General features: G+C 72.3%; 26 protein-coding genes. 8 read left to right on the forward strand and 18 right to left on the reverse strand.

Annotation, left to right across the window (positions count from 1 at the left end; translation table 11 throughout):
- Positions 1-275: 275 nt before the first annotated feature.
- Both SLP03_RS06750 and SLP03_RS06755 read right to left on the reverse strand, forming a co-directional pair.
- Positions 276-2,171, reverse strand: coding sequence for a zinc ribbon domain-containing protein (locus tag SLP03_RS06750; protein ID WP_319459638.1), 1,896 nt, complete (start codon positions 2,169-2,171; stop codon positions 276-278).
- A 92-nt stretch (positions 2,172-2,263) separates the two neighbouring features.
- Positions 2,264-2,872 carry an IS607 family transposase gene (locus SLP03_RS06755; RefSeq protein WP_319459639.1) on the reverse strand — a complete coding sequence of 203 codons (609 nt, stop codon included), beginning with the start codon at positions 2,870-2,872 and terminating at the stop codon, positions 2,264-2,266.
- Positions 2,873-2,918: 46 nt separating this feature from the next.
- On the opposite strand from SLP03_RS06755, the gene SLP03_RS06760 reads away from it, so the two are divergent.
- The gene (locus tag SLP03_RS06760; protein ID WP_319459640.1) at positions 2,919-3,497 is read left to right on the forward strand and encodes a TOPRIM nucleotidyl transferase/hydrolase domain-containing protein; all 579 of its coding nucleotides are present in this window, start codon (positions 2,919-2,921) and stop codon (positions 3,495-3,497) included.
- An 82-nt stretch (positions 3,498-3,579) separates the two neighbouring features.
- On the opposite strand, the gene tatC is transcribed toward SLP03_RS06760, so the two are convergent.
- The 5 genes from tatC to SLP03_RS06785 all read right to left on the reverse strand — a co-directional run bounded on the left by tatC (position 3,580) and on the right by SLP03_RS06785 (position 7,380).
- Positions 3,580-4,533 carry a twin-arginine translocase subunit TatC gene (tatC, locus tag SLP03_RS06765; protein WP_319459641.1) on the reverse strand — a complete coding sequence of 318 codons (954 nt, stop codon included), beginning with the start codon at positions 4,531-4,533 and terminating at the stop codon, positions 3,580-3,582.
- A gap of 18 nt (positions 4,534-4,551) precedes the next feature.
- The gene (gene tatA, locus SLP03_RS06770) at positions 4,552-4,902 is read right to left on the reverse strand and encodes a Sec-independent protein translocase subunit TatA (RefSeq protein ID WP_319459642.1); all 351 of its coding nucleotides are present in this window, start codon (positions 4,900-4,902) and stop codon (positions 4,552-4,554) included.
- A 216-nt stretch (positions 4,903-5,118) separates the two neighbouring features.
- On the reverse strand, positions 5,119-5,367 hold the full coding sequence (locus SLP03_RS06775; protein WP_319459643.1) for a hypothetical protein: 249 nt from the start codon (positions 5,365-5,367) through the stop codon (positions 5,119-5,121).
- A gap of 10 nt (positions 5,368-5,377) precedes the next feature.
- On the reverse strand, positions 5,378-6,385 hold the full coding sequence (locus SLP03_RS06780; protein WP_319459644.1) for a YafY family protein: 1,008 nt from the start codon (positions 6,383-6,385) through the stop codon (positions 5,378-5,380).
- Entirely contained in the window at positions 6,382-7,380 is a 999-nt protein-coding gene (locus SLP03_RS06785; protein ID WP_319459645.1) for a helix-turn-helix transcriptional regulator, read from the reverse strand. Before SLP03_RS06785 ends, SLP03_RS06780 begins: the two co-directional genes overlap by 4 nt.
- A 150-nt stretch (positions 7,381-7,530) precedes the next feature.
- Here SLP03_RS06785 and SLP03_RS06790 point away from each other — a divergent pair, with 150 nt between their 5' ends.
- Together SLP03_RS06790 and SLP03_RS06795 are read left to right on the forward strand one after the other, a co-directional pair.
- Entirely contained in the window at positions 7,531-8,565 is a 1,035-nt protein-coding gene (locus SLP03_RS06790) for a cation diffusion facilitator family transporter (RefSeq protein ID WP_319459646.1), read from the forward strand.
- 10 nt (positions 8,566-8,575) lie between these two features.
- Positions 8,576-9,661: a DUF3866 family protein gene (locus SLP03_RS06795; protein WP_319459647.1), complete on the forward strand. Its 1,086-nt coding sequence runs from the start codon at positions 8,576-8,578 to the stop codon at positions 9,659-9,661.
- A gap of 349 nt (positions 9,662-10,010) precedes the next feature.
- Here SLP03_RS06795 and SLP03_RS06800 read toward each other — a convergent pair whose 3' ends face one another.
- Both SLP03_RS06800 and pafA read right to left on the reverse strand, forming a co-directional pair.
- Positions 10,011-10,205 (reverse strand): hypothetical protein, encoded by a 195-nt coding sequence (locus SLP03_RS06800; RefSeq protein WP_319459648.1) that lies wholly within the window; start codon positions 10,203-10,205, stop codon positions 10,011-10,013.
- A 61-nt stretch (positions 10,206-10,266) separates the two neighbouring features.
- Positions 10,267-11,625 carry a Pup--protein ligase gene (gene pafA / locus SLP03_RS06805; RefSeq protein ID WP_319459649.1) on the reverse strand — a complete coding sequence of 453 codons (1,359 nt, stop codon included), beginning with the start codon at positions 11,623-11,625 and terminating at the stop codon, positions 10,267-10,269.
- 143 nt (positions 11,626-11,768) lie between these two features.
- Here pafA and rfbB point away from each other — a divergent pair, with 143 nt between their 5' ends.
- The gene (gene rfbB / locus SLP03_RS06810) at positions 11,769-12,743 is read left to right on the forward strand and encodes a dTDP-glucose 4,6-dehydratase (protein WP_319459650.1); all 975 of its coding nucleotides are present in this window, start codon (positions 11,769-11,771) and stop codon (positions 12,741-12,743) included.
- Positions 12,744-12,781: 38 nt separating this feature from the next.
- On the opposite strand, the gene prcA is transcribed toward rfbB, so the two are convergent.
- The 6 genes from prcA to arc form a co-directional block, all read right to left on the reverse strand.
- Positions 12,782-13,615 carry a proteasome subunit alpha gene (gene prcA / locus SLP03_RS06815; RefSeq protein ID WP_319459651.1) on the reverse strand — a complete coding sequence of 278 codons (834 nt, stop codon included), beginning with the start codon at positions 13,613-13,615 and terminating at the stop codon, positions 12,782-12,784.
- A gap of 61 nt (positions 13,616-13,676) precedes the next feature.
- Positions 13,677-14,516 (reverse strand): proteasome subunit beta, encoded by an 840-nt coding sequence (prcB, locus tag SLP03_RS06820; RefSeq protein ID WP_319459652.1) that lies wholly within the window; start codon positions 14,514-14,516, stop codon positions 13,677-13,679.
- Entirely contained in the window at positions 14,435-15,049 is a 615-nt protein-coding gene (locus SLP03_RS06825; RefSeq protein WP_319459653.1) for an endonuclease VII domain-containing protein, read from the reverse strand. The genes prcB and SLP03_RS06825 overlap by 82 nt, the downstream gene beginning before the upstream one ends.
- A gap of 58 nt (positions 15,050-15,107) precedes the next feature.
- The gene (locus SLP03_RS06830) at positions 15,108-15,320 is read right to left on the reverse strand and encodes a ubiquitin-like protein Pup (protein WP_319459654.1); all 213 of its coding nucleotides are present in this window, start codon (positions 15,318-15,320) and stop codon (positions 15,108-15,110) included.
- A gap of 107 nt (positions 15,321-15,427) precedes the next feature.
- Positions 15,428-16,945 carry a depupylase/deamidase Dop gene (gene dop, locus SLP03_RS06835; RefSeq protein ID WP_413644481.1) on the reverse strand — a complete coding sequence of 506 codons (1,518 nt, stop codon included), beginning with the start codon at positions 16,943-16,945 and terminating at the stop codon, positions 15,428-15,430.
- 147 nt (positions 16,946-17,092) lie between these two features.
- Positions 17,093-18,874: a proteasome ATPase gene (gene arc / locus SLP03_RS06840; protein WP_319459655.1), complete on the reverse strand. Its 1,782-nt coding sequence runs from the start codon at positions 18,872-18,874 to the stop codon at positions 17,093-17,095.
- A 176-nt stretch (positions 18,875-19,050) separates the two neighbouring features.
- On the opposite strand from arc, the gene SLP03_RS06845 reads away from it, so the two are divergent.
- A complete protein-coding gene (locus SLP03_RS06845; protein ID WP_319459656.1) occupies positions 19,051-19,347 on the forward strand; it encodes a ferredoxin in 297 nt (98 codons plus the stop codon).
- Positions 19,348-19,417: 70 nt separating this feature from the next.
- Here the strand turns inward: SLP03_RS06845 and SLP03_RS06850 are convergent, their stop codons facing one another.
- The 3 genes from SLP03_RS06850 to SLP03_RS06860 all read right to left on the reverse strand — a co-directional run bounded on the left by SLP03_RS06850 (position 19,418) and on the right by SLP03_RS06860 (position 22,240).
- Positions 19,418-19,990, reverse strand: coding sequence for a hypothetical protein (locus SLP03_RS06850; RefSeq protein ID WP_319459657.1), 573 nt, complete (start codon positions 19,988-19,990; stop codon positions 19,418-19,420).
- A gap of 94 nt (positions 19,991-20,084) precedes the next feature.
- Complete coding sequence (locus tag SLP03_RS06855) at positions 20,085-21,089, reverse strand: tRNA (adenine-N1)-methyltransferase (protein ID WP_319459658.1); 1,005 nt, start codon at positions 21,087-21,089, stop codon at positions 20,085-20,087.
- The gene (locus tag SLP03_RS06860; protein WP_413644482.1) at positions 21,086-22,240 is read right to left on the reverse strand and encodes a site-2 protease family protein; all 1,155 of its coding nucleotides are present in this window, start codon (positions 22,238-22,240) and stop codon (positions 21,086-21,088) included. The genes SLP03_RS06855 and SLP03_RS06860 overlap by 4 nt, the downstream gene beginning before the upstream one ends.
- Before the next feature lie 82 nt (positions 22,241-22,322).
- On the opposite strand from SLP03_RS06860, the gene SLP03_RS06865 reads away from it, so the two are divergent.
- The 3 genes from SLP03_RS06865 (at position 22,323) to SLP03_RS06875 (ending at position 24,506) form a co-directional block, all read left to right on the forward strand.
- On the forward strand, positions 22,323-23,237 hold the full coding sequence (locus SLP03_RS06865; protein ID WP_319459659.1) for a PD-(D/E)XK nuclease family protein: 915 nt from the start codon (positions 22,323-22,325) through the stop codon (positions 23,235-23,237).
- Positions 23,238-23,313: 76 nt separating this feature from the next.
- A complete protein-coding gene (locus SLP03_RS06870) occupies positions 23,314-24,117 on the forward strand; it encodes a histidine kinase dimerization/phosphoacceptor domain-containing protein (protein ID WP_319459660.1) in 804 nt (267 codons plus the stop codon).
- Between the two features lie 26 nt (positions 24,118-24,143).
- The gene (locus SLP03_RS06875; protein WP_319459661.1) at positions 24,144-24,506 is read left to right on the forward strand and encodes a sensor histidine kinase; all 363 of its coding nucleotides are present in this window, start codon (positions 24,144-24,146) and stop codon (positions 24,504-24,506) included.
- Positions 24,507-24,708: the final 202 nt, after the last annotated feature.

A 24,708-nucleotide genomic window follows, 5' to 3' on the forward strand; every position in this document is an offset into this window, starting at 1 on the left:
GCCGCCAGCGCGGCAGCTCGGTGACCACGGTGGACACCGTCAAGGCGGTTACCACCAGGGCGGCCGGCCACGGCCACGCCACCCAGGCCGACACCGCTGCGGCGACCAGTTGCAGCCCCACCAGCGCGATGGTCACGGCCCCGGGCACGGGGACCAGGACCTGGTTCTTGTCGCCGGGCGTGGCGAAGACGGTCGGCAGCCACGGCGGGCGCGGGAAGAGTATCGACGTCGGCGGGAGGTGTGCGGTGGATCTGCGGACCAGCGTCTCTGGCTTCCTATGTGATCCTCGGCAAGCCGGACATCCGGCTGGCGCTGCCGTCCCGGTCGGTTACGGGGGTGGCGTGCACGTGGCGGTGGAAGCCGCGGCCGAGGGCTGCCCCGCGGACCCGGTGAGGGTGTCGCGGAGCGGTGGTGGGAACCGTGTGCGGCACCTGGCTGACCGGCCTTGACGGGTTGGTCTCCTGGGGTGTCCGTCCCGCCGGACGCTGACCGGCAGATCCCGATGGGGAGTCTGCCGGGGCGGGAACCTGCCGTCGCAAGGGCAGCAGGCGTGAGGTCTTGACCGTTGCAGGTCGGATCTGCTTCGGGGTGGGTACGGTTTTGCGCCGATCCCGCACCGGCGGGATCGTGGCGGTTCGGGTTGGTCGACGTGCCCGGTGACGGACCGGTGTATCGGTGACTGTCCGGATCGCGGTGTTGCCGTTACGGCCGCGGCGGGTTTTGGCCTGGTTGGCTAGGCCCCGGGCGGCGATCCGTTGCGCCGCGGCGTGGTCACGGTCCATCGACAGTCCGCACGGGCAGGTGGCCCACCGGTACCCGGCGACGCTCCGCTGCGGGGTTTTGACGTGCTTGACCGCACCGCCGCAGCGGGGACAGCCGGACGAGGTGCCACGCGCCGGAACAGTGACGACTGCGGTATCTACTTTCGCGGCGAGGTGGGCGATGGCGGTGAACACGGTGCCGCGTACCGCACCAGAGATCCGCCGGTTGAGGCTGCGTGACCCACCACGGCCCTCGAGCGTGGCGAGGTCCTCGACGTAGATGACGGTCGCGCCGACCGAGGTCGCCTGGTCGACGAGCCACCGCGCCGCCGACCAGGCAAGAGCCTTGTTGAGATGCCGGATCCGGGCGCACACCGCCGAGTGCTCGGCCTCCAGGAGGGCAAGCTTCGCAGTCAGTGCCGCCTCGGCTGGGACGTGGGCAGGCCGGCCGTCACGCAGCCGCGTCAATTGGTCGACTTTGGTGTTGAGGTGTTCGCGGTGGCGGCGTAGCCGCACCAGTTTCGCCGACACGCCGGTCGCGTCGAACCGCAACGGGCGGCCCTGCACCACCACAGTGCCGTCCTGGTCGAGGTCGGCCACGGTCGCGGTCAGCAGGGTGTTCACACCCCAGTCAACACCAAGCGCACGAGTGTGGCCGTCCAACCGGGGCGGGGTGTGCGGGGTCTGCCAGGGCAGGTCAACGCGAACCTTGCCATCGCCGGGACGCAGCGTCGGAGTGCACACCTTCACCTCGGCTGGCACGATCGGCGGCAGCGCCACGTCGAAGGCATGCCACACCCAGTCGCGGTACGAGGCTGGCGCTGCGCACATCGGAAGCTGCGACCACACCCGCACCACGCGGTCGCCGACCCGGTCGACGGCGACCTGTTGCCGGTCGGCCGCAGCGAGGCTCACCTGCCGAGCCACGGCCGGCGGACCCTCCAACTCACACAGGTCCGCCGGCAGCCCGCCATGCACGTCGATGTATCCGGTGATCTGTCGGGTCCGGCTGCGGATCGTCGCGCTATCGGTTCCTTCGGGTAACGCCGCCCGCAACGCTGACCACTCGTCATCGGTACGGGCGGACGGATCGGCCGGCCACGTGGCCAGCAGCGCGGCAACGGTCCCACGACGGTGGCACGCCAGACGCAGAACGCGGGCCGCTTCTTCCTCGGCGATCCGACGAACCCGGTCCGACACCACCACCCCCGCCGGCGGCACCGCACCCCAGCCGAGCCGGCGCAGCGCCATCCACCCGTTGCCCGGCAGACGCCTCCCATCAGGGCCGACCCCACCGGCAAGCTCCGCAAGGTGCGCATCCGACCAACGCGCAACGATCACCTCGTCGGCCATGCCCCGAACCAGGTCCGCCAGCCACCCGACCCGCTCGGCGAGTACCCGCCCCGTCACGGGCGCCTGCACGCCCGGCGCATCGGGCTTACCGCCGCACACCGCCCGGTACGCGGTGCAGGTCACGGTCGACGTCAGCCAGGAACCAGCCACTACCCCACGCCTTTACCCGCGGCCGCCAGCAGTCGCCGCTTGGCCTCACGGGACCGCAGGCCGTACATCCGGCCGGCGAACGTGGCGACCAGAGACATGAAGTCGTCCACCAGTTCCTCGACCCCACCGGCCGAACCCTTCGCGTGCAGCACCTCGACAGTCACCCCGTCACGGGCGAGCAGAGCGGTCAACCACGCCACGCCGAACCGGGCCAACCGGTCACTGTGCGTCACCCTTACTACGGTGAACTCGCCGGCCGCAGCACCCTTCAACACCCGGGCAAGTCCCGGCCGGTTCTCCCGCAGCCCAGACGCCTTGTCCTTGAACACGGCCACCACCTCGCCGGCAGCTGCAGCCCGCAGCTCCGCCTCCTGGGCCACCAGCGACGTCTCCTGGCCAGACGTACCCGACACCCGTACATACAACGCCTCACGGCGCGGCCGTTCCACCTCAACCCGTCCGACGAACGCGTCAAGCAAGCCAGAGTCGAACCGACGCTCCCGACCAACCCACGTCACCGCAACCCGTCCCTCATCCGCCCACCTGCGAAGGGTCACAGGATGGACACCGATGTACTCAGCGGCCGGACCCAGGCGCAGCAACGACATGATCAAGAAAGTACCACATAGGTTCGCTAAGCTAATCAGCCAACAGTTGCACACCCTGCACCGGGCGGCCGGTCTGCGGGCACGCACGGTGGTGCTGGTGGAGGGTGCCAGCGACCGCCGCGCGCTGGAGGCGGTGGCGCGGTGGGGTGGACGATCCCTGCACGGGGCGGCGATCGTGCCGATGGGTGGGATCACCAACATCGGGTACTTCCTCGACCTGCTCGGCCCGCGCGGCCTCGGCCGCAACCTCGCCGGGCTGTACGACGCCGCCGAGGAGGGGTATGTCCGGCGTGGGCTGGAGCGGGCGGGACTTGGCGCGGCGCTGTCCCGCGAGCAGTTGGCCGCCGTCGGCTTCCAGGTGTGCGTGGCGGACCTGGAGGACGAGTTGATCCGCGCGCTCGGTATGGCGGCGGTCGAGCAGGTCGTCGAGGCTGCGGGGGACCTGCGCTCGCTCCGCCTCTTCCAACGCCAGCCGGCCCAGCAGGACCGCCCGCTCGCCGCTCAGCTCCACCGGTTCATCGGCACCCGGTCCGGCCGGAAGGCGCGGTACGCCGACCTGCTCGCCGACGCCCTCCCTCCCACCCGGGTGCCGCCGGCGCTCGACCGTCTGCTGGCGCGGCTGTGACCGGTCCGGCGGACACCCCCGGTTACGCGGAACGCCGCCCCGGTCGGGGCGGCGTTCCGCGTCGGTGCTCCGGGGAGCCCGGTCAGGTCATGTCGTCGTAGCGGCGCTCGATCGGTGCGGGCGCGGCGACCGGCTCCGGCACGCCGATCGGGGCGACTGTCTCCACCCGCTGCCCCGCCTCGACCGGTTCGGGCGTCAGATCCAGCGGTGACACCTCGTCGTCGCCGACGTCCCCGTAGGTCTCCCGACCCCGCCCGCGCCGCTTGTCGTTGAGGAACGCCACCCCCACCGCGACGAAGTAGAGCAGCGAGAGCGCGGTGGCCAGCAGCGTCATGCCGAACGGGCCCGGGTCCGGCGTGGCGATGGCGGCGAAGGCGAACGATATGAAGATCACCGCCCGCCACCAGCTCAGCAGGCGCTTCGCGCTGGCCACGCCGGCGAAGTTCAGCATGAGCAGGATCAGCGGGAACTCGAACGCCACCCCGAACAGCAGGATCATGTTGGTGACGAACCCGATGTACGCGGTGACCTCGAACTGGTTGGACAGCCCGCCCACACCGGAGTCCATCAGGAACCCGAGGCCCTTGTCGACCACGAAGTAGGCCAGCACCGCGCCGGCCGCGAAGAGCGGCGCGGCGATCGACACGAAGACGTACGCCCACTTGCGTTCGTGCCGGTGCAGACCCGGGGCGATGAACGCCCAGAGCTGGTAGAGCCAGACCGGCCCGCCGATGATCAGGCCGAGCCAGAGCGCCAGCTTCAGCTTGAGGATGAAGCCGGTCGTCGGCGCCAGGGCAAGGAGGTCCTGGCACTGTCCCAGCGCGTTCGTGGTGTCGGGCAGCCGGCAGTACGGGCGCTTGAGCACCAGGAAGACCGGGTCAGCCAGCCAGAAGCCGGCGATCAGACCCGCCACGATCGCCAGCGAGGCGCGGAACAGGCGGTTCCGGAGCTCACGGATGTGCTCGATGAGCGTCATCGAGCCGTCGGCGGCCCGCTCGAAGGTGTTCGGGCCGCGCTTCTTCAGCGCGAAGGCCACGGTGCTGGGCCCTTCGCGTCAGTTCTCGCGGACGCGCTGCACCGGGTCGACCGGCGGGGCGACCGGCTGCTGCGGCTGCGGTGCGTACTGCTGCTGGGGCTGCGCGTACTGCTGCTGCGGGGGCTGCTGCGGCGCGTAACCCGGCTGCGGCTGCTGACCGGCGTACGGCGGGAGCGGCTGGTAGCCGGCCTGCGCGTCGGCCTTCTCGGCCAGGTCACGGTCGTCGTCCTGCAGGCTCTTGGTCTCGGCCTTGATGATCCGCAGCGAGCGGCCCAGCGAGCGGGCCGCGTCGGGGAGCCGCTTCGCGCCGAAGAGCAGGATCAGCACGACCACGAGTACGGCGATGTGCCACGGCTTGAGGGCACTCATGGGAAGCTCCAGTCGCTCTGTGTCGTTGAGGGGCGGTCGCAGCCCATCGTACGTGCGCCGAGAGCGGTTGCCACCCCACCGGGCCTGTCGGTGCGGGCCCGGCCGGTGAAGTCTCGACCAACCCTGACTGTCCCGTCAACCGTCTGCGGCGGCGCGTTTCTGCACCAAATCGGCACCCCATAGGCAGCTAACGTGCCCGGCGCCGACTCCGATCGATCACTTACCCCGCTTGGCCTTGATCAAGGCGACCCGCTCCTGCGCGGTGGCGGCCTGGGCCTGCAACGCCTCGGCCCGCTGCTGGAGCGCCTCGGCGGTGGTCCGCAGCGCCTCCGCGTCGGCCTGACGCCGCTGCAGCGCCACCGCCGCCCGGCGCAGCCGGGGCAGCCGCGCCAGCAGCGGTCGCACCGCCAGGGCCAGCACGACGAGCGCGAACAGCACCACCGCGAGCACGATCCACTTCACCACGGCGGTCAGCCTACTGGGTGACGGCGGCCTCCGCCGGCTCGGCGGGCCGCGCCGGCGTCGCATATGCGTCGAGCGCGGCGAGCGCCTGGGCGCGGACCTGCTCGGCCAGCTCCGCCGGGGCGACGACCGTCACGTCCGGGCCCAGGCCGAGCACGAAGCGACGGGCCCAGCCCAGGTCGGTGACCCGCAGCGACACCAGCCACTGCTCGCCGTCGGCCGACACCCGCTCGCACGGGTAGTACTCGGTGATCCACCGCTCGCCCCGCCCGATCCGCAAGGTGATCAGCGGCAGGTCCGGGGACGGGCGGAACACCCCGTCGGACAGGTCGTGCGGGCGAGCCTGCGGCGGCACCACCGCCGGCTCGTCCAGCTCGGTGACCGCGTCGATCCGGTCGGCCCGGAACAGCCGGACCGCCTCGGCGCGGCGGCACCACGCCTCGACGTACGCCCGGCCGTCGACCATCAGCATCCGCAGCGGGTCGATGATCCGTTCGGTGCTCTCGTCCCGGGCGGCGGTGTAGTAGGTGATCCGCAGCGCCCGGCGCCGCTCCACCGCCGCGCGCAGCTCCTGCACCCGCCGGGTCTCCCCGGGCAGCCGGACCTCGACCGGCGCGCCCACGAGGTCACCGGCCGCGTTCTCGATCTTCGCCAGGGCCCGCTCGACGGCCTCCCGGTTGGCCACGCCCGGGGTCTCCGCGAGCATCCGCAGCGCCACCACCAGGGCGAGGGCCTCGTCCGGGGTGAGCCGCAGCGGCCGGTCGATCCCGGCGTCGTAGGTGATGGTCACCCGGTCACCGTCGAACGCCATGTCGATCAGGTCACCCGGGCCGTAGCCGGGCAGCCCGCACACCCAGAGCAGCTCCAGGTCCTCGCGCAGCTGCCGCTCGGTCACCCCCAGGTCACCGGCCGCCTCGGCGATTTCGATGCCGGGCCGGGCCAGCAGGTAGGGCACCAGGTTCAGCAGTCGGGCCAGCCGGTCGGCCGAGGCGCGGCCGCCGCGGGCCGCCGGGCGGGTCACCGGGCACCCCCGGCCACTGCCAGCTCGTCGTGCCGGGCGGCGATCTCCTTCAGCCGCTGGATGACCGCTTCGCGGACCTCCGGCGGCTCCAGCACCCGCACGTCGGGGCCGTACCCGACGAGCTGGCCGGCCAGGGACTCCGGGTCGGCGTACGGCAGGACCAGCTGGTCGCCGTCCGGCCCGGTGGTGCTTCCCACCGCCCAGCGGCGCAGCCCGGCGGCCCGACCCGGGGCGACCAGCACGGTGGCCCGCCCGGTCCGCTCCACCGGCCCCGACCAGCGGGCGACGTGGCTGATCAGGTCCACCCCGGCGGGCGGCTCGTACGCCCCCGGCTGGCCGGTCACCCGGACCGCGCCGACCACCCGGGACAGCCGGAAGCAGCGGGTGGCCGCCCGCTCCAGGTCGTGGCCCACCACGTACCACCGGCCGCGCCAGCAGACCACGCCCCACGGCTGCAGCCGGCGGCGGCTCGACGCGTCCCGGTCCGGCACCCGGTAGTCGAAGGTGACCTCCCGCCGGTCCCGAGCGGCGGCGGTCAGCGGGGCGAACGCCGGGTCGACCGTGACCATCGGCTCCAGGCCCAGCGTGGCCTGCGGGTCCACGTCGACGCCCGCGGCACGCAACTTGGCCAGTCCGGAGGAGGCGGCCGCGGCCAGGCCGGCGTGCTGCCACAGTCGGGCGGCGATGCCGACGGCGGCGGCCTCGTCCGGCTCGAGGGGGATGTCGGGCAGCGCGTACTCGCGGTGGGCGATCCGGTAACCGGGCTCGGCGTCGAAGACGCTCGCCGTGCCGGTCTCCAGCGGCACCCCCAGCTCGCGCAGCTCGGCCTTGTCCCGTTCGAACTTGCGCTGGAACGCCTCGTGGTCCTTGGCGTCGTCCGGATCGTGCTCATAACCGGGCACGGTCGCGGCGATCTGCGCGGCGGTCAGGAACCGTCGCGTGGACAGCAGGCAGATCACCAGGTTGACCAGGCGTTCGGTGCGGGTCCGCGACACGTGTGAACGCTAGCAGCCCGCGCGCCGCGGGCGTGCATCCGCGGCGGGTGCGGCGCGCGGAAGGCCGGGACCGGGGCGAGCTGGGCCACCCCCCGCGGGCCGGCCTCCAGTCGACGCGCGACCGGCCGCCACCGGCCATAGGGTGAGCGCATGTCGGAAGCGGAAGCCAAGTCCGAGAGCGTCGGAACGGTCGTCGTCGCCGGCGCGGCGAACCTCGCCATCGCCATCGCCAAGCTGGTCGCCGGGCTGATCTCCGGCTCGGCGGCGATGCTCTCCGAGGCCGCCCACTCGGTCGCCGACACCACCACCGAGGTGCTGCTCTACCTGGCGCTGCGCCGGGGCGCGCGGCCCGCCGACACCCGCCACCCCTTCGGGTACGGCAAGGAAAGCTACGTCTGGGCGTTCCTCGCCGCGCTGTTCACCTTCGTCGCGGGTGCCGGCTTCGCCATCACCCACGGCGTGACCACGATCATCGTGCACGAGCACACCGGCCACTACCTCGCGTCGTACCTCGTGCTGGCGATCTCCTTCGTGATCGAGTCGGTTTCCCTCACCCGGGCGGCCAGGCAGGTCCGCCGGGAGTCCCGCCGCTGGCGGGCCAGCCCGCACCGCTACCTCCGGCTGACCGCCGACACCACGGTCAAGGCGGTCTTTCTGGAGGACAGCGCCGCCCTGATCGGTCTGCTGATCGCCGGCGCCGGACTCGGACTGTCCCACCTCACCGGGGACGAGCTCTACGACGGCGTCGCCTCGATCCTCATCGGCGTGCTGCTGCTGGTGGTCGCCATCATCCTGGCCAGGAGCAACGTCTCGCTGCTGGTGGGCCGCGCCGTCTCGGACCGCGTGCATCGACAGATCGAACGGGAGCTGGCCGGGCTGCCGACGGTGGACCGGATCGACACGCTGATGACCATGCTGCTCGGCCCGGACGACATCCTGGTCGCCGCCAAAGTCGACTTCCACAACGACGCCACCGGCGCCGATATCGAGGCTGCCGCGGACGAGGCCGAGCGGCGGCTCACCGACCAGTACCCGGAGATCGGGTACGTCTTCCTCGACCCGACGCGGTCGATGCCCGGCGCCGGGGGACGACGTGCCCGCCGCACCCAGGACGAGGACGACCGCCCGGTGGACCAGGAGGCCGGCGCGCGACCCGGAGACGACGGGCCCGGCGGTCGCGGATAGCGTGCCGGGCATGGTGCGTTGGCGGTCCGGAACGGTCACGGCGGTGCGGCGGCGGTGGGCCGGCGCGGTGGAACTCGACGTCGACCTGCCCGACGGCGCCGCGATGCGCGCCCTGGCCTACCCCGCGCTGGTCGGCGACCCGGAACCCGGCGACCGGGTGCTGCTCAACGCCGGCGCCCTGCTGATGGGCCTCGGCACCGGCGGGTACGCCCTGGTCGTCGCCCTGCCCGACCGGCTGCCGCCGGACCCGCCGCAGGCCCTCGGCACCCGCGACGCCGGCCACCTGGTGAAGGCCCGCTACACCCCGCTGCAGCCGATCCTGCTCGGGGTGGACGAGGAAGCCTCCCCGCACCACGACCTGCTCGCCACCGCCGAAAGCCTCGACGGGATGCCGGTGGTCACCGCCGACCTGCACTCCGCCCTGCCGGCGGTGCTGGCCGGCGTCCACGCCGACGCCCCGGCCGCCCGGGTGGCGTACCTGCTCACCGACGGTGGGGCGCTGCCCGCCTGGTTCTCCCGTACCCTCGCCGGGCTCGCCGACCACCTGGTCGGCACGGTCAGCGTCGGCCAGGCCTTCGGCGGCGACCTGGAGGCCAGCACCCTGCACAGCGGGTTGCTCGCCGCCCGGCACGTGCTCCGCGCCGACGTCGCCGTCGTCGCCCAGGGGCCCGGCAACCTCGGCACCGGCACCCGCTGGGGCTTCTCCGGAGTCGCCGTCGGCGAGGCGGTCAACGCCGTCGCCACCCTCGGCGGACGCCCGGTCGGCTCGCTGCGGATCTCCGACGCCGACCCCCGCCCCCGGCACCGCGGCGTCTCCCACCACAGCCTCACCGCGTACGGCCGGGTGGCGCTCGCCCCGGCGGACCTCGTCGTGCCCGACGGCCTGGCGCCGGCGCTGGCCGCGGAGGTGGACGCGGCGCTGGCCCCGCTCGGCGGACGGCACCCGATCGTCCGGGTGCCCACCGACGGGCTCGACGCGGCGCTGCGCGCCACCCCGGTGGCCCTGTCCACCATGGGACGCGGCCTGGACGCCGACCACGCCTACTTCCTGGCCGCCGCGGCGGCCGGCCGGCACGCCGCCCGACTCGCCCGCTGACCCTGGGTCAACCCGCCGGGTAACCGTGCGCCACCAGGTGCCGGGCCCCCATCTCGTACGCCCGCGGGTCCTCCGGCGTGAACGCGGCCAGCCGACGTAGCGGTTGTACATGCAGAACGCCGCCGCGATCAGCACCGTGTCGTGCAACTCCAGGTCGGTGGCGCCCGCCTCCCGGGCCGCCTGCATCAGCACCGGGGTCACCGCGCGCCCGCTGTCCCGCACGGCGGCGGCGATCCGCAGTAGGGCGCGCAGCTTCGGGTCGACCGGCGCGGCATCCAGCCCGGCGGTCTCCGGGCGGAAACGGGTCAGCCCCCGGATCCCGGGTTGCCGCCGCTCATCGAACCCAAGGTCAGCCGGCGAAGAGGATCAGCGCCAGCCAGGCGCCGACGATCAGGATCAACGCCACCGCCAGCACCCAGGTCGGCACGGCGTGCTCGCCCCGGCGGTTGCGCTCGACCTCGGCGCGGATCTTCTGCCGGCGGCGGTCGACCCAGTTCAGCTTTTCGGTGCCGCTGTCGCGGCCGGGGGGTTCGGAAGTGTTCATCGCGTTGCCAGCGTACCGCTGAGCCGGCGGCCGGCGCCCGCAGCACCGGCCGCCACCACCGTCACATGCTGGCGATCAGCCGCTCCACCCGCTCGTCGTACGCCCGGAACGGGTCCTTGCACAGCACGGTCCGCTGCGCCTGGTCGTTGAGCTTCAGGTGCACCCAGTCGACGGTGAAGTCCCGCCGCTTCTCCTGCGCGTGCCGGATGAACTCGCCGCGCAGCCGCGCCCGGGTGGTCTGCGGCGGAGTCTCCTTCGCCTCGAAGATCTCCGGGTCGGTCGCCACCCGATCCACCTCGCCGCGCCGCTCCAGCAGCCCGTACAGGCCGCGCCCGCGCCGCACGTCGTGGTACGCCAGATCCATCTGCGCCACCCGCGGATGCGACAACGGCAGGTCGTGCTTGCGCTGGTACCGCTCGATCAGTCGCAGCTTGGACACCCAGTCGATCTCCCGGGCCACCGGTTCCAGGTCGCCGGTCTCCACCGCGCGCAGCACCCGGCCCCAGAGCTCGACCACCCGCTTGGCGGTCTGGTCGCCGCCACGCCGCTCGACGAACTCGGTCGCCTTGGCGAGGTATTCCTGCTGGATGTCCAGCGCGCTGACCTCCTTGCCGGAGGTCAGCCGCACCTTGCGGCGGCCGGTGATGTCGTGCGACACCTCGCGGATCGCCCGGATCGGGTTCTCCAGCGACAGGTCCCGCATCACCACGCCGGCCTCGATCATCCGCAGCACGATGTCGGCGGTGCCGACCTTCAGCAGCGTGGTCACCTCGTTCATGTTCGAGTCGCCCACGATCACGTGCAGCCGGCGGTACCGCTCGGCGTCCGCGTGCGGCTCGTCCCGGGTGTTGATGATCGGGCGGCTGCGGGTGGTCGCCGAGGAGACGCCCTCCCAGATGTGCTCGGCCCGCTGCGACAGGCAGTAGACCGCGCCCCGCGGGGTCTGCAGCACCTTGCCGGCGCCGCAGATCAACTGCCGGGTGACCAGGAACGGGATCAGCACGTCGGCGAGCCGGCCGAACTCGCCGTGGCGGGAGACCAGGTAGTTCTCGTGGCAGCCGTACGAGTTGCCGGCCGAGTCGGTGTTGTTCTTGAACAGGTAGATCTCACCTGCGATGCCCTCGTCGTGCAGCCGCTTCTCCGCGTCGATGAGAAGCCCCTCCAGGATCCGCTCACCGGCCCGGTCGTGGGCGACCAGATCGGTGACCGAGTCGCACTCCGGCGTCGCGTACTCCGGGTGCGAGCCCACGTCCAGGTAGAGGCGGGCCCCGTTGCGCAGGAACACGTTGCTCGACCGGCCCCACGACACCACCCGCCGGAACAGGTACCGCGCGACCTCGTCGGGGGACAACCGGCGCTGCCCGCGGTAGGTGCAGGTGACGCCGTACTCGGTCTCGAGGCCGAAGATTCGCCGCTCCATGATGTGACATTAGCCGCCCGAGGCCCCAGATGGGCAGCGCTCGACCCAGCCGTCTCATCGGCGGCCGTCGCGGGAGCCGGCCGGCACCGCCGGCACCGCCGGTCCCGCCGCGCCCGGACCGGCGAGCCGGTACGTTCCCAGCCGTGAGGATCCTCGTCACCGGCGGCGCCGGCTTCATCGGATCCGCGTACGTCCGGCGGCTGCTGAGCGACGCCGAGCCGGCCGTGGACGTCGGCGCGGTCACCGTGCTCGACGCGTTCACCTACGCCGGTACCGAGGGCAGCCTCGACCCCGTCCGCACCGACCCGCGGCTGCGGGTCGTCCGCGGTGACGTCCGCGACGCGCCGCTGGTCGACGCCACCGTCGCCGGCCACGACGTCGTCGTCCACTTCGCCGCCGAGTCCCACGTGGACCGGTCCATCACCGGCGCCGCGGCCTTCGTCACCACCAACGTCGTGGGCACCCAGACCCTGCTCGACGCCGCGCTGCGGCACGGCGTACGCCGCTTCGTGCAGGTCTCCACCGACGAGGTCTACGGCTCCGTGGCCACCGGCTCGTGGACCGAGCGGTCGCCGCTGGACCCCAGCTCCCCGTACTCGGCCGCCAAGGCCGGCGCCGACCTGCTCGCCCTCGCCTACCACCGCACCCACGGCCTGGACGTCGTCGTCACCCGGGGCGCCAACACCTACGGCCCCTACCAGTACCCCGAGAAGATCGTGCCGCTGTTCGTCACCAACCTGCTCGACGGGCACGACGTGCCGCTCTACGGCGACGGCGGCAACGTTCGGGAGTGGCTGCACGTCGGCGACCACTGCCACGGCGTCGCGCTGGCCCAGACCCGGGGGCGCGCCGGCGGCGTCTACCACCTCGGCGGCAGTGAGCTGACCAACCGGGAGCTGACCGGACGGCTGCTGGCCGCCTGCGGCGCCGGCTGGGACCGGGTCCGACCGGTCGCCGACCGCAAGGGTCACGACCGACGCTACTCGCTGGACAGCACCACCAGCCGCCGCGAGCTGGGCTGGTCCCCCACCGTCGACCTGAACCGGGGACTGGCCGACACCGTCGACTGGTACCGCCGGAACCGGTCGTGGTGGGAGCCGCTCAAGCCACACCGCTGACCCGCACCCGGTCGCGAGCGGCCGGGGACAACCGACTGCTACGCCTCCGGCTGCTCGGTCTGCTGGCCCTCCAGGTCGGCCGAGCCCGCCGACGTGGTCGGCTTGTTCGCCTCCTCCGTGGGGACGGTCGGCGTCTGCGCCCGGCCCGGAGCGGGCGCGGTGTCCGCGGTGGCGTCGCCGTCCAGCAGCGCGGTCAGCGCCGCCCCGGTGATCCGGCGGAACGTCCGCCCCACCCGACGACGGTCCAGGACCGCCACCTCCATCTGGTTGGCGGCGATCGTCCGGGCCGCCCCGCCCTCCCCACCGACGCTGCCCAGCGCCTGCACGGCCACCCGGACCGCCTCACTGAGCGACATCTCCGGGCGGTGCTGCGCCTTGAGCACCCCGGAGATCGACTCGGCCTGGCCGCCCATCGCCATCCGGCCCGGCTCGTCGTTGACCGAGCCGTCGTAGGTCAGCCGGTAGAGCGCGTCGTCCTCCGCCGTCGCGCCCACCTCGGCCACGCAGATCTCCACCTCGAACGGCTTCGACTGCTCAGTGAAGATGGCGCCGAGGGTCTGCGCGTACGCGTTCGCCAGGGCCAGGCCGTTGACGTCCCGCCGGTCGTAGCTCAGGCCGTTCAGGTCGGCCATCCGCACCCCGGCGCGGCGCAGGTTCTCGAACTCGTTGTACCGGCCCACGGCGGCGAAGCCGATCCGGTCGTAGATCTCACTGACCTTGTGCAGGGTGCTGGACAGGTTCTCCGCGACGAAGAGCACCCCGCCCGCATAGCTCAGGACCACCGCGCTGCGCCCCCGGGCGATGCCCTTGCGGGCCAGCTCGGAGCGGTCGCGCATGATCTGCTCGGGCGAGGCGTAGAACTGCATGGCCACGGCGGCGGTTCTCCTTCGGGCGCTGTGCGGCGGACTGCTGAGTGGTCAGGTGGGAGCGGGGTCAGCCGCCCGGGTTCTCCATCCGGCGGGAGACGACGCCCTCCGCGACCGTCGCCGTCTCGGCGTCGGTCAGCCGGTGGGTGCCGTCCGCCGTCGCCGTCATCACCACCGGGTAGATCCGGCGGGTCAGATCCGGGCCGCCGGTCGCCGTGTCGTCGTCGGCCGCGTCGTAGAGCGCCTCGACCGTGAGCCGCACCGCGTCGTCGATCGACAGGCCCGCGCGGTAGCGCTTCTTCAGCGCGGACTTGGCGAAGAGCGAACCGGAGCCGATCGCGTCGTAGCCGGTCTCCTCGTAGGGGCCGCCGGTCACGTCGAAGCTGAAGATCCGGCCGGCCCGAACCGGGTCGGCGGCGGCCAGGTCGAAGCCGGCGAAGAGCGGGATCACGGCCAGGCCCTGCATCGCCGCACCGAGGTTGCCACGGATCATCGAGGCCAGCCGGTTGGCCTTGCCGTCGAGCGAGAGCATCGCGCCCTCGATCTTCTCGTAGTGCTCGAGCTCCACCTGGAACAGTCGCATCAGCTCGATGCCGATGCCCGCGGTGCCCGCGATGCCGACCAGCGAGTACGCGTCGGCCGGGTGCACCTTCTCGATGTCGCGCTGGGCGATCAGGTTTCCCATCGTGGCGCGCCGGTCGCCGGCCATCACCACGCCACCGGCGGCGGAGATCGCCACGATGGTGGTCGCGTGCGGCGCCATGTCGGCGGCCATGCCGGGCGGCAGCGGCCGTCGGCCGGGCAGCATCTCGGGGGCCACCTTGCTCAGGAAGGCGGTGAAGGAGGACGTCCCCGCGTTGGTGAACACATCTGGAAGACGCCCGGATGGATCAAAACCCGCTGCCACGTGGTTCCTCTCAGGTACGTGATCGCCCTGGCCAGCCTCGCGGGACCGTCCCGGAACTGGCCAAGACCACCGTTGCAGTTGAAGCAGAGTATCCCGCGCACCCAGCCGGTGCGATGATCGTGGTCCACATGTTCCGGATCGGGGTCGCCGCACACCGCGCAGACGCCGCCCTGCTCGGCCAGGAGTTCCCGGAACTCCTGCTCGCCGATCCCGTACCGGTGCCGTAGGTGATACTCACGGGTCCCGCCGTAAAGCCGTTGCTTGGTCTCTCTACCGCGAGCGTTGTGGCACGGTTTGCAATAGCTGTGCCGTCCGCTCGCGTTGGCGGTACGCGGGAAGTCCTCGATTGACTTGATCTGCTCGCAGTCCGGACACCACTTCAATCCAGCGGCGACCGGGACGGCGGCCTTCTTCTGGGGCGCGATCCCGCGCTTGCGGCGGCTCGCCTCCGAGCGGGCCGCCGCGCACGTCTTGCAGTAGTAAGCGAGGCCGTCGGCACGCCGTTTGTTGCGGTGAAAGGCCGCGACCGGCAACGACCGGCCACACTGGGGGCATACCTTGTCCGTGCCTGCGGCAAATCGGACATAAGGTCTACTGACCCCCTTTCTGCACGTATCCTCTCACAAATTCCTCGGCGTTCTCCTCGAGGACGGAGTCGATCTCGTCGAGCAGGTCGTCGACGTCCTCGGTGATCTCGGCGTGGCGCTCGGCAACCTCCGGGTTGGCCTGCGCGGTGACGTCCTCGACCTCCTCGCCCTGGGTCGACTTGCCGGACTGGGTCTGGCCGCCGTCTTGCGTAGCCATCAGGTGCCTCCTCCACGATCTCCTGCGATGAACTTACCTCGCGGGAGCGACGAAAAGCCCGCCGCGCGCCGGCTTGCGACGAGCGACGGGCTTCCGTGCGAGGGCGGTCAGCCGCCGGTCAGGGTCTCCAGCAGATCCTTGGCGGTGTCGCACCGGTCGAAGAGCGCGCCGACGTGCTTGCGGGTGCCCCGCTCCGGCTCCATCATCGGCACTCGGACCAGCGACTCCCGGCCCACGTCGAAGATCACCGAGTCCCAGCTCGCGGCGACCACCTCGGAGGCGTACTGGGCCAGGCAGCGACCCCGGAAGTAGGCGCGGGTGTCCTCCGGGGGCTCGGTCATCGCGGTCCGGGTCTGCTCGTCGGTCAGCAGCGTCTTCATCGATCCGCGCGACACCAGCCGGTGGTAGAGCCCCTTCTCCGGTCGCACGTCGGAGTACTGCAGGTCGACCAGTTGGAGCTTGTGCGAGCCCCAGGCGAGCTTCTCCCGCTCCCGGTACCCCTCCAGCAGCCGCAGCTTGGCCACCCAGTCCAGCTCGTCGGCGCAGAGGAACGCGTCGCGGCCGAGCCGGTCCAGCACGCTCTCCCACCGGGCCAGCACGTCCGCGGTCTGCTCGTCGACGTCGCTGCCGTACCGGTCGTCCACGAAGGAGCGGACCCGCTCCAGGTACGCCCACTGCACGTCCAGCGCGGTCAGCTTGCGACCGTCGCGCAGCCGCATCAGGTGCTGGAGCGACGGGTCGTGGCTGACCGCGCGCAGCTCGCTGACCGGGTCGGCGATGCCCAGGTCCGGGCCGAGCGCCTTCTCCTCGATCATGGTGAGGATGAGCGCGGTGGTGCCGACCTTCAGGTAGGTGGAGATCTCCGACAGGTTGGCGTCGCCGATGATGACGTGCAGCCGGCGGTACTTGTCGGCGTCGGCGTGCGGCTCGTCGCGGGTGTTGATGATCGGCCGCTTGAGGGTGGTCTCCAACCCCACCTCGACCTCGAAGAAGTCGGCGCGCTGGGAGATCTGGAAGCCGCTCTGGCCGCCGTCCTGGCCGATGCCGACCCGGCCGGCGCCGCAGACGATCTGCCTGGTGACGAAGAACGGCGTCAGGTACGCCACGATGTCGGCGAACGGGGTCTGCCGCCGCATCAGGTAGTTCTCGTGAGTGCCGTAGCTGGCGCCCTTGTTGTCGGTGTTGTTCTTGTAGAGGTGGATCGGGTGGGTGCCCGGGATGGTGGCGGCGCGGCGGGACGCCTCGGCCATCACCCGCTCCCCCGCCTTGTCCCAGCGCACGATGTCGAGCGGGTTGGTCACCTCGGGGGTGGAGTACTCCGGGTGCGCGTGGTCGACGTACAGCCGGGCGCCGTTGGTGAGTATCACGTTGGCCAGCCCGAGATCCTCGTCGGCGAGCGCCTCGGCCGGGTCGTAGGCCGCGCCGGAGTAGGTGAAGCCGCGGGCGTCGCGCAGCGGCGACTCCTCCTCGTAGTCCCAGCGGGCCCGGCCACCGCGGTTGAGTTCGGGGCGCGCCCCGTAGGCGTTGACCACCTGCGAGGAGGTGACCATCGGGTTGGCCCCGGCCTGGCCGGGCACGGAGATGCCGTACTCGACCTCGGTGCCCATGATCCGTCTTACGCTCATCGACTGCCCGCTCCCGCTCGCCCGTCCCGGTCCCCCGTCACGTCGAGCGTAGTCGCCGTCACGCGGGAAGGGGGCATGGCGCGGTGCGGACGCGCGGAGGCCCGCGGCGCAACAACGCGCCACGGGCCTCCGTCGTGCTGGTCCGGCCTACAGGTACTGGCCGGTGTTGCTGGCGGTCTCTATGGACCGGCCGGCCTCCGCGCCCTTGCCGCCGGAGACGAGGGTGCGGATGTAGACGATCCGCTCGCCCTTCTTGCCGGAGATGCGGGCCCAGTCGTCGGGGTTGGTGGTGTTGGGCAGGTCCTCGTTCTCCCGGAACTCGTCGACGCAGGCGTCGAGCAGGTGCTGCAGCCGCAGCCCCTTGCGCCCGGAGGTGAGGAACTCCTTGATGGCCATCTTCTTGCCCCGGTCGACGATGTTCTGGATCATCGCGCCGGAGTTGAAGTCCTTGAAGTAGAGGACTTCCTTGTCGCCGTTGGCGTAGGTGACCTCGAGGAAGCGGTTCTCCTCGGTCTCCGAGTACATCCGCAGCACGACCGCGTCGATCATCGCCGCCACGGTGGCCTGCGGGTCGCTGCCGTGTTCGGCCAGGTCGTCCGGGTGCAGGGGCAACCCGGCGAGGATGTACTTGGAGAAGATGTCCTTGGCCGCCTCGGCGTCCGGCCGCTCGATCTTGATCTTCACGTCGAGCCGGCCCGGACGCAGGATCGCCGGGTCGATCATGTCTTCCCGGTTGGAAGCGCCGATGACGATGACGTTCTCCAGGCCCTCCACGCCGTCGATCTCGCTGAGCAGCTGCGGGACGATGGTGTTCTCCACGTCGGAGGAGACGCCGGAGCCGCGGGTGCGGAACACCGAGTCCATCTCGTCGAAGAACACGATCACCGGGGTGCCCTCGCCGGCCTTCTCCCGGGCCCGCTGGAAGATCAGCCGGATGTGCCGCTCGGTCTCGCCGACGTACTTGTTGAGCAGCTCGGGACCCTTGATGTTGAGGAAGAAGCTGGTGTGCCTGTCCTTGCCCTCGCGCTCGGCGATCTTCTTGGCCAGCGAGTTCGCCACCGCCTTGGCGATCAGCGTCTTGCCGCAGCCGGGCGGGCCGTAGAGGAGGATGCCCTTCGGCGGGCGGAGCTGATGCTCACGGAACAGGTCGGCGTGCAGGAAGGGCAGCTCCACCGCGTCGCGGATCTGCTCGATCTGCGACTGCAGGCCACCGATGTCGGTGTAGTCGACGTCGGGGACCTCCTCCAGAACCAGCTCCTCGACCTCGCTCTTCGGGATCCGCTCGTACGCGTACGCCGAGCGGGGCTCGATCATGAGCGAGTCGCCGGCCCGGATCGGCGAGCCGATCAGGGTCTCGGCGAGGTGCACGATCCGCTCCTCGTCGGAGTGCGAGACCACCAGCGCCCGGTCGCCCGGGGCGCCGTCGGGACCCGCGAGGATCTCCTTGAGCATCACGACCTCGCCGACCCGCTCGTAGCCGAACGCGTCGACGATGTTGAGCGCGTCGTTGAGCAGGACCTCCTGGCCGCGCTGGAGCTCGTCGACCTCCAGCGAGGGCGAGACGGCGACCCGGAGCTTGCGCCCGCCGGTGAAGACATCCACCGTGCCGTCGTCGTGCCTCGCCAGGAAGACGCCGTAGCCACTGGGTGGCTGCGCGAGGCGGTCGATCTCCTCCTTGAGCGTCACGATCTGCGCGCGAGCCTCCTTGAGGGTGCTCACGAGCCGCTCGTTGTTCTCGGTCAGCCGCGCCAACTGCGCCTGGGTGGCCGCCAGCCGCTCTTCGAGCTGCCGGACGTGTCGGGGGCTCTCGGTCAACTTGCGCCGCACCAGAGCGAGTTCCTCTTGAAGGAACGCGACCTGCGTGGAGAGATCGTGGGCCTCCTTCTCCCACCGTGCGGCGCGCGAGTCCGCGTCGTCGCTGCGTGCCACGTCCCACCTCCCCGGGGGCTTGAACGTTCTGACCTAACACTAGCCGCTATGAGCCCGATTCGGTCCCGCGCAACGCGCTCGTCACCGAAGCTTGATCGCCAAGGGCTGGTCGGCGGGCGGGTACGGGCGTTCGGGTACCGTCGGGGCGTGGGTCGGGAGAACATGGGGGGTGCACGATGACGCAGGTCGCGACGGACCAGCTTCAGGTCTGGGTGGACCAGGACCTCTGCACGGGTGACGGGCTCTGCGTGCAGTACGCGCCGGAGGTCTTCGAGTTCGACGTCGACGGCCTGGCGTACGTCAAGGGCGCCGACGGTGAGCTGCGGCTGGCCCCGGGCAGCCGGGTGGACGTGCCGGAACACCTGCGCCTCGAGGTGATCGACTCGGCGAAGGAGTGCCCGGGCGACTGCATCCACGTGGTGCGCGGCAGCGACGGCGTCGAGGTGGCCGGCCCGGACGCCGAGGAGGACTGAGCCGCCCGTCTGCCGGTCCCCCGTGGGCCGGCAGGCGAGCGAGCCGGTAGCCGTGTGCGCTGCTGCCGGCTCAGAGCATCGGGCGGCCGACCACCGAGGCGACCAGCCGGGCGAACTCCTCCAGTCGGGCGATCTGCCCCGCGCCGCCGTCGTCGAGGGTCTTGCCGAAGCGCAGTGCGTCGTGCCGCGGCCCGCCGACCATCTCGTCCCCGGGCGGCGCCTCGTCCAGCGAGGTCAGCAGCACGTAGACGTCGATGCTGTCGACCCGGATCTCGCCGGTGTCGGCCCGGGTCAGCCGCCGCCGGCAGCCGACCTCGGTCACGGTGGAGACCGGCACCACCCGCAGCGACGAGGTCATCGAACCGGGCGGTCCCTCCCCCGGCGGGACGTCCTCGCCGTGCCAGAGCACGAGTCGGCTGCCGTCGCAGACGACGACCTCCTGCCACACCCCGTTGACCTCGTTCACGAAGCGTTCCAGGGTGAAGCCGAGCACGGAGCCGCCGCGCAGCACCCCGCCGAGCGCCTCCAGGGCCACGTCCGGGTCGCGCAGGTAGGCCCGCGTCGCCGATTCGAGGTCGGTGTACGGCGACCAGTCCGGGAAGACCGCGGGCAGGTCACCGTTGCCGAAGCCCGGGCTGCTCATGCCACCGCCTCCGCCCGTTCGGTGTCGTCCCGGCGCCGGTCCGCGCCGGGACACATGATCGCCTGCCTCATGCCGGGTCGCCCAGCCACCGGCGTCACGGCTGGTCCAGCTCCTCCGCCGGTACGGCCGCCTCGACCCCGTTGACCTGGGCGGCCGCCGCCTGCCGGGCCGCCTCGGCCTCGCGCAGCACCTGCCGGCGCTGGACGTACGCCTCAGTGCCCTTGCTCGGCTTGCGGCGGCGCGGCGGCGCGGTCACCCCGGGGGCGAGCTTGCGCGCGGAGACCAGGAACGCGGTGTGCGCGATCATCCGGTGGTCCGGGCGGACGGCGAGCCCCTCGGCGTGCCAGTCGCGGACCAGCGACTCCCAGGCGCGCGGCTCGGTCCAGCCGCCGCGCTCGCGCAGCGCCTCGACCAGCTCGGACAGCTGCGGGGTGGTGGCCACGTAGCCGATGAAGACGCCGCCGGGCACCAGCGCCCGCTCGACCATGTCGAGGGTCTCCCACGGGGTGAGCATGTCCAGGATGATCCGGTCGAAGCCGGTCTCCTGGCACCGGGCGACGTCACCGACGTGCAGGTGCCAGGCGGGGTGCGGGGCGTTGAAGAATGCCTCGACGTTGCGCTTGGCGATCTGGGCGAAGTCCTCGCGCAGCTCGAAGGAGTGCAGCTCACCCTCGGTGCCGACGGCGCGCAGCAGCGAGCAGGAGAGCGCACCGGAGCCGGCGCCGGCCTCGAGGACCTTCGCGCCGGGGAAGATGTCGCCCATCGCGACGATCTGCGCCGAGTCCTTCGGATAGATCACCTGGGCGCCGCGCGGCATGGAGAGCACGTAGTCCGACAGCAGCGGGCGCAGGGCCAGGAAGGCGGTGCCGCCCCCGCTGGTGGTCACCACGCTGCCGTCGGGCAGGCCGATCAGCGTGTCGTGGCTGAGGATGCCGCGGTGGGTGTGGAACTCCTTGCCGGGCTCCAGCGTCACGGTGTGCATCCGCCCCTTCGGGTCGGTCAGCTGCACCCGGTCGCCGGGGCGGAACGGCCCCCGGTACACGGGGGGCAGCGCCGGGACGGCGGGGTCGGCCGGGACGGTGGAGGGCTGTGCGGTCACGTGTTCATCTTCCGTTTGGGTTCCAGGAGCTGCGCCAGATCCGCGATGTGCAGAACGCCGACGACATCTTCGCCTGCCGTCACGACGTACTGTGCGCCCGGGTGGGTCTGCACGGTCTGCATCACCCGTTCCCCGTCCGCGCCGGCCGGCAGCGTCGGGACCGTGTCCAGGCCGCGGGACACCGCGTCCACCGCGAGCCACGGCCGGCGTTCCGGGGGTACGGCGTCGGCACGGGCCGGGTCGACCAGGGCGACCGGCCGGCCGGCGGAGTCGACGATGGTGAGCGCGGCGTCGGGGGCGGGGCCCTCCGCGCGGCGGCGCTCGGCCTCCGCCAGCGGAGTGCCGCTGGGCACCGGCAGCACCGGCCGGGCCAGCCGGGCCAGGTCGATCAGCGGGAGACGGCGGCTGATCCGGGCCAGCCGGATCGACTGGCCGGCGCCCCGCCACAGGGTGAACGCCACCAGCAGCATCAGCGGCAGCAGCACCGGCGGCAGCGCCCGGCGCAGGGTGAGCAGGACGACCAGGGCCAGGGTGCCGAGGGCGACCATGCGGCCCACCCAGCCGGCCACCTCGGTGCCCCGGTGTCGGTCCCCGGTGAGCGCCCAGACGGCCGCGCGTAACGCGCGGCCGCCGTCGAGCGGCAGCCCGGGCAGACTGTTGAAGATCGCCACCACGACGTTGCTCGCCGCGAGCTGAAAGGCGAGCTGGTCGGCCAGGGTGCCGTCGGGCAGGGCCAGGGTGACCGCGACGGCGGCGGCGCCGAGCAGCGCGGAGACCGCCGGGCCGGCGAGCGAGACCAGCAGGTCGACCCGGGGGGTGGGCGCGTCCCGGTCCATCTCGGTGTACCCGCCGAGCAGTTCCAGGGTGATCCCGCGCACACCGATGCCGTACCGGCGGGCGGTCAGCGCGTGTCCCAGCTCGTGCAGCAGCACGGAGCCGAGCAGGGAGACGACGAAGCCGACGCCGACAAGGTAGCCGGCCACCGGGCCCAGGTCGAGCTGGCGGCGGGCGAGCACCGCGTACGCGACGGTCACCACCAGGGTGAGCAGGAGCATCGAGGCGTCCAGGTGCAGCGGCACACCGAACACCCGGCCCACGGTCAGGCCGGGACGGCGCCCGCGCCGGCGTGGTGGTCGGGACGGCTGCTGCACCGCACCGATGCTACGCGGCGAGGATCATGTACCGGTGCGGCCACGGCGCGCCCTGTCACACCGGTGCCCTAACCTTCCGGACATGACGGCGGAACCGGTGATCGACGGGCAGGACACCCTCGCCACGGCTGTGGTGCCACTTACGGTGCGGGCGTCCCTGTCGCCGTCGCGGGCGGCGGACTTCAAGACCTGCCCCCTGCTGTACCGGTTCCGCAGCATCGACCGGCTGCCCGAGCGTCCCACCGTGGAGCAGGCCCGGGGCACGCTGGTGCACGCCGTGCTGGAGCGACTGTTCGACCTGCCGGCGGCGGCCCGCACGCCGGAGTCCGCGGGAGACCTGGTGGCCCCGCAGTGGGACCGGCTGCTCACCGAGGAGCCGGAGCTGGCGGGTCTGTTCGCCGAGGGTGACGCCGCCGGGGTCGCCGACTTCCTCCGCTCGGCCGCCGGGCTGCTGGAGGGCTACTTCGCGGTGGAGGATCCGCGCCGGTTGGAGCCGGCCGAGCGGGAGGCGTTGATCTCCGCGGTGGTCGACGACGAGCTGCTGATCCGGGGCTACCTGGACCGGCTCGACGTCGCGCCGGACGGGGCGCTGCGGGTGGTCGACTACAAGACCGGCGGCGCGCCGCGGGAGGCGTTCGAGGCGCGGGCGCTGTTCCAGCTCAAGTTCTACGCCCTGGTGCTGTGGCGCACCCGGGGCGTGGTGCCGCGGGTGCTGCGGCTGCTCTATCTCAAGGACGCCGAGATCTGCGACTACACCCCGGACGCCGAGGAGCTGCTGCGCTTCGAGCGCACGGTGGTGGCGCTCTGGCAGGCCATCGAGCAGGCCACCGCGCGGCAGGATTTCCGGCCCCGACCCAGCCGGCTCTGCGACTGGTGCAGCCACCAGGCGCACTGCCCGAGCTTCGGCGGCACCCCGCCGCCGTTCCCGACGACCGCCACCACGGATCCGCGGCGCGACGCCCGCTCCGGGCCGGTCACCCCGGGCGCGGACGAGTGAGTCTCCTCTCCAGAGAGGAGGGCGGGTTCGGCATCGCCGACGAGGGGTCGCGCTGTGTGGCGACTGGCGCTCCGGTGTGACGGATCGCCTGAGGGCGTGGGCACGCCACCGACCGCTGGCCATCGACGGATGCTTCGCGTTCGCCCTGGTGCTGGTGGAGGCGGTGTTCCTCCTGCTCACCCCGCGGGAGCTGCGCCCGGGGCAACTGTCGGCCGCGCTGGCCTGGAGTGCGCTCTGCGCCGCGCCTGTGGCGGTGCGCCGGGTCGCGCCCTGGCCGGCGGTCGGCGCGGCGGTGGCCACCCTGGGGGTGCCGGTCCTGCTCGGGCACGCCCCGACCACGCAGGGCGTGACCTTCGTCGTGCTCACGTACACGATGGCGGCGCACCGGCCGCTACGCCCGGCCACGCTGGCCGCGCTGCTGCTCTGGGCGCCGGTGGCGCTGGCCAACGCGATCGCGCCGCTGGACGGCATGCTCGACATGGGTCCGGCCTACCTGCTGCTCAACAATTTGCTCACCGCCTCGGTGGCGTACGCGGTGGGGCGGGCGGTGCACGCCCGGCGGCAGTCGACGCAGGCGCTGCGCGAGCGGGCCCGGGTCGCCGAGGCGAACCAGCGCTCCCTCACTGAGCAGGCGGTCGCCGACGAGCGTCGCCGGATCGCCCGCGAGCTGCACGACGTGGTCGCCCACCACGTCAGCGTGATGGGGGTGCTGGCCACCGGCGCCCGGCGGGTGCTGCGCCGGGACCCGGACGCGGCGGACGGGGCGATCGCCACCATCGAGGAGACCAGCCGGGCCACGCTGCGGGAGATGCGCCGGCTGCTGGACGTGCTGCGCACCGACGCCGAACCGGCCGCCGAACTCGCCCCCAGCCCGGCCTGACCGGCATCGAGACGCTGGTCGAGCAGGTGCGGGAGGCGGGCCTGCCGGTGACCGTGCGGGTGGACGGCACACCCGGCCCGATGGAGGAGGGAGTGGCGCTGACCGTCTACCGGATCGTGCAGGAGGCGCTGACCAACGCGCTCAAGCACGCCGGCGCGGCGACCGCGCTGGTCCGGCTCACCTTCACCGCCGGGTCGCTGGCGGTGGAGGTCACCGACACCGGCCGCGGCCCGGGTCCGACACCCGACCGGATCGGGCACGGGCTGGTCGGCATGCGCGAACGGGTCGCCCTCTACGGTGGGATCCTGCGGACCGGTCCGCGGCCGGGCGGCGGCTTCCGGGTGTACGCGCGGATCCCGCTGGAGCCGGTCGGGGCGGTCCTCGCGTGACCGGCCGACGCCCGCGCGGGCCACGCCGGCACGACGCCCGAGGCCGGCACGGCGTACCAGGCCGGCACGACGTACTTAGAGGTCGCGCGGAATGGTGAGGTTGCCCGGCGCGTCTGAACGGGTGCAGGCACAGAACCGGTGATCATGAAGGTGCTTACGCCTCGTGATCACGGGAGGTTCTGTGCCTGCCATCCCAGCATGG

The organism is Micromonospora sp. RTP1Z1 (assembly GCF_033804685.1).
Taxonomy (GTDB): domain Bacteria; phylum Actinomycetota; class Actinomycetes; order Mycobacteriales; family Micromonosporaceae; genus Micromonospora.

Bases quoted from the DNA above. Each gene is read 5' to 3' on its own strand.
- dop (WP_413644481.1), bottom strand. From the start codon at position 16,945: ATGAGCGTAAGACGGATCATGGGCACCGAGGTCGAGTACGGCATCTCC.
- SLP03_RS06845 (WP_319459656.1), top strand. From the start codon at position 19,051: ATGACGCAGGTCGCGACGGACCAGCTTCAGGTCTGGGTGGACCAGGAC.
- SLP03_RS06830 (WP_319459654.1), bottom strand. From the start codon at position 15,320: ATGGCTACGCAAGACGGCGGCCAGACCCAGTCCGGCAAGTCGACCCAG.
- SLP03_RS06865 (WP_319459659.1), top strand. From the start codon at position 22,323: ATGACGGCGGAACCGGTGATCGACGGGCAGGACACCCTCGCCACGGCT.
- SLP03_RS06800 (WP_319459648.1), bottom strand. From the start codon at position 10,205: ATGAACACTTCCGAACCCCCCGGCCGCGACAGCGGCACCGAAAAGCTG.
- SLP03_RS06790 (WP_319459646.1), top strand. From the start codon at position 7,531: ATGTCGGAAGCGGAAGCCAAGTCCGAGAGCGTCGGAACGGTCGTCGTC.
- tatA (WP_319459642.1), bottom strand. From the start codon at position 4,902: ATGAGTGCCCTCAAGCCGTGGCACATCGCCGTACTCGTGGTCGTGCTG.
- SLP03_RS06755 (WP_319459639.1), bottom strand. From the start codon at position 2,872: ATGTCGTTGCTGCGCCTGGGTCCGGCCGCTGAGTACATCGGTGTCCAT.
- SLP03_RS06850 (WP_319459657.1), bottom strand. From the start codon at position 19,990: ATGAGCAGCCCGGGCTTCGGCAACGGTGACCTGCCCGCGGTCTTCCCG.
- SLP03_RS06795 (WP_319459647.1), top strand. From the start codon at position 8,576: ATGGTGCGTTGGCGGTCCGGAACGGTCACGGCGGTGCGGCGGCGGTGG.
- pafA (WP_319459649.1), bottom strand. From the start codon at position 11,625: ATGGAGCGGCGAATCTTCGGCCTCGAGACCGAGTACGGCGTCACCTGC.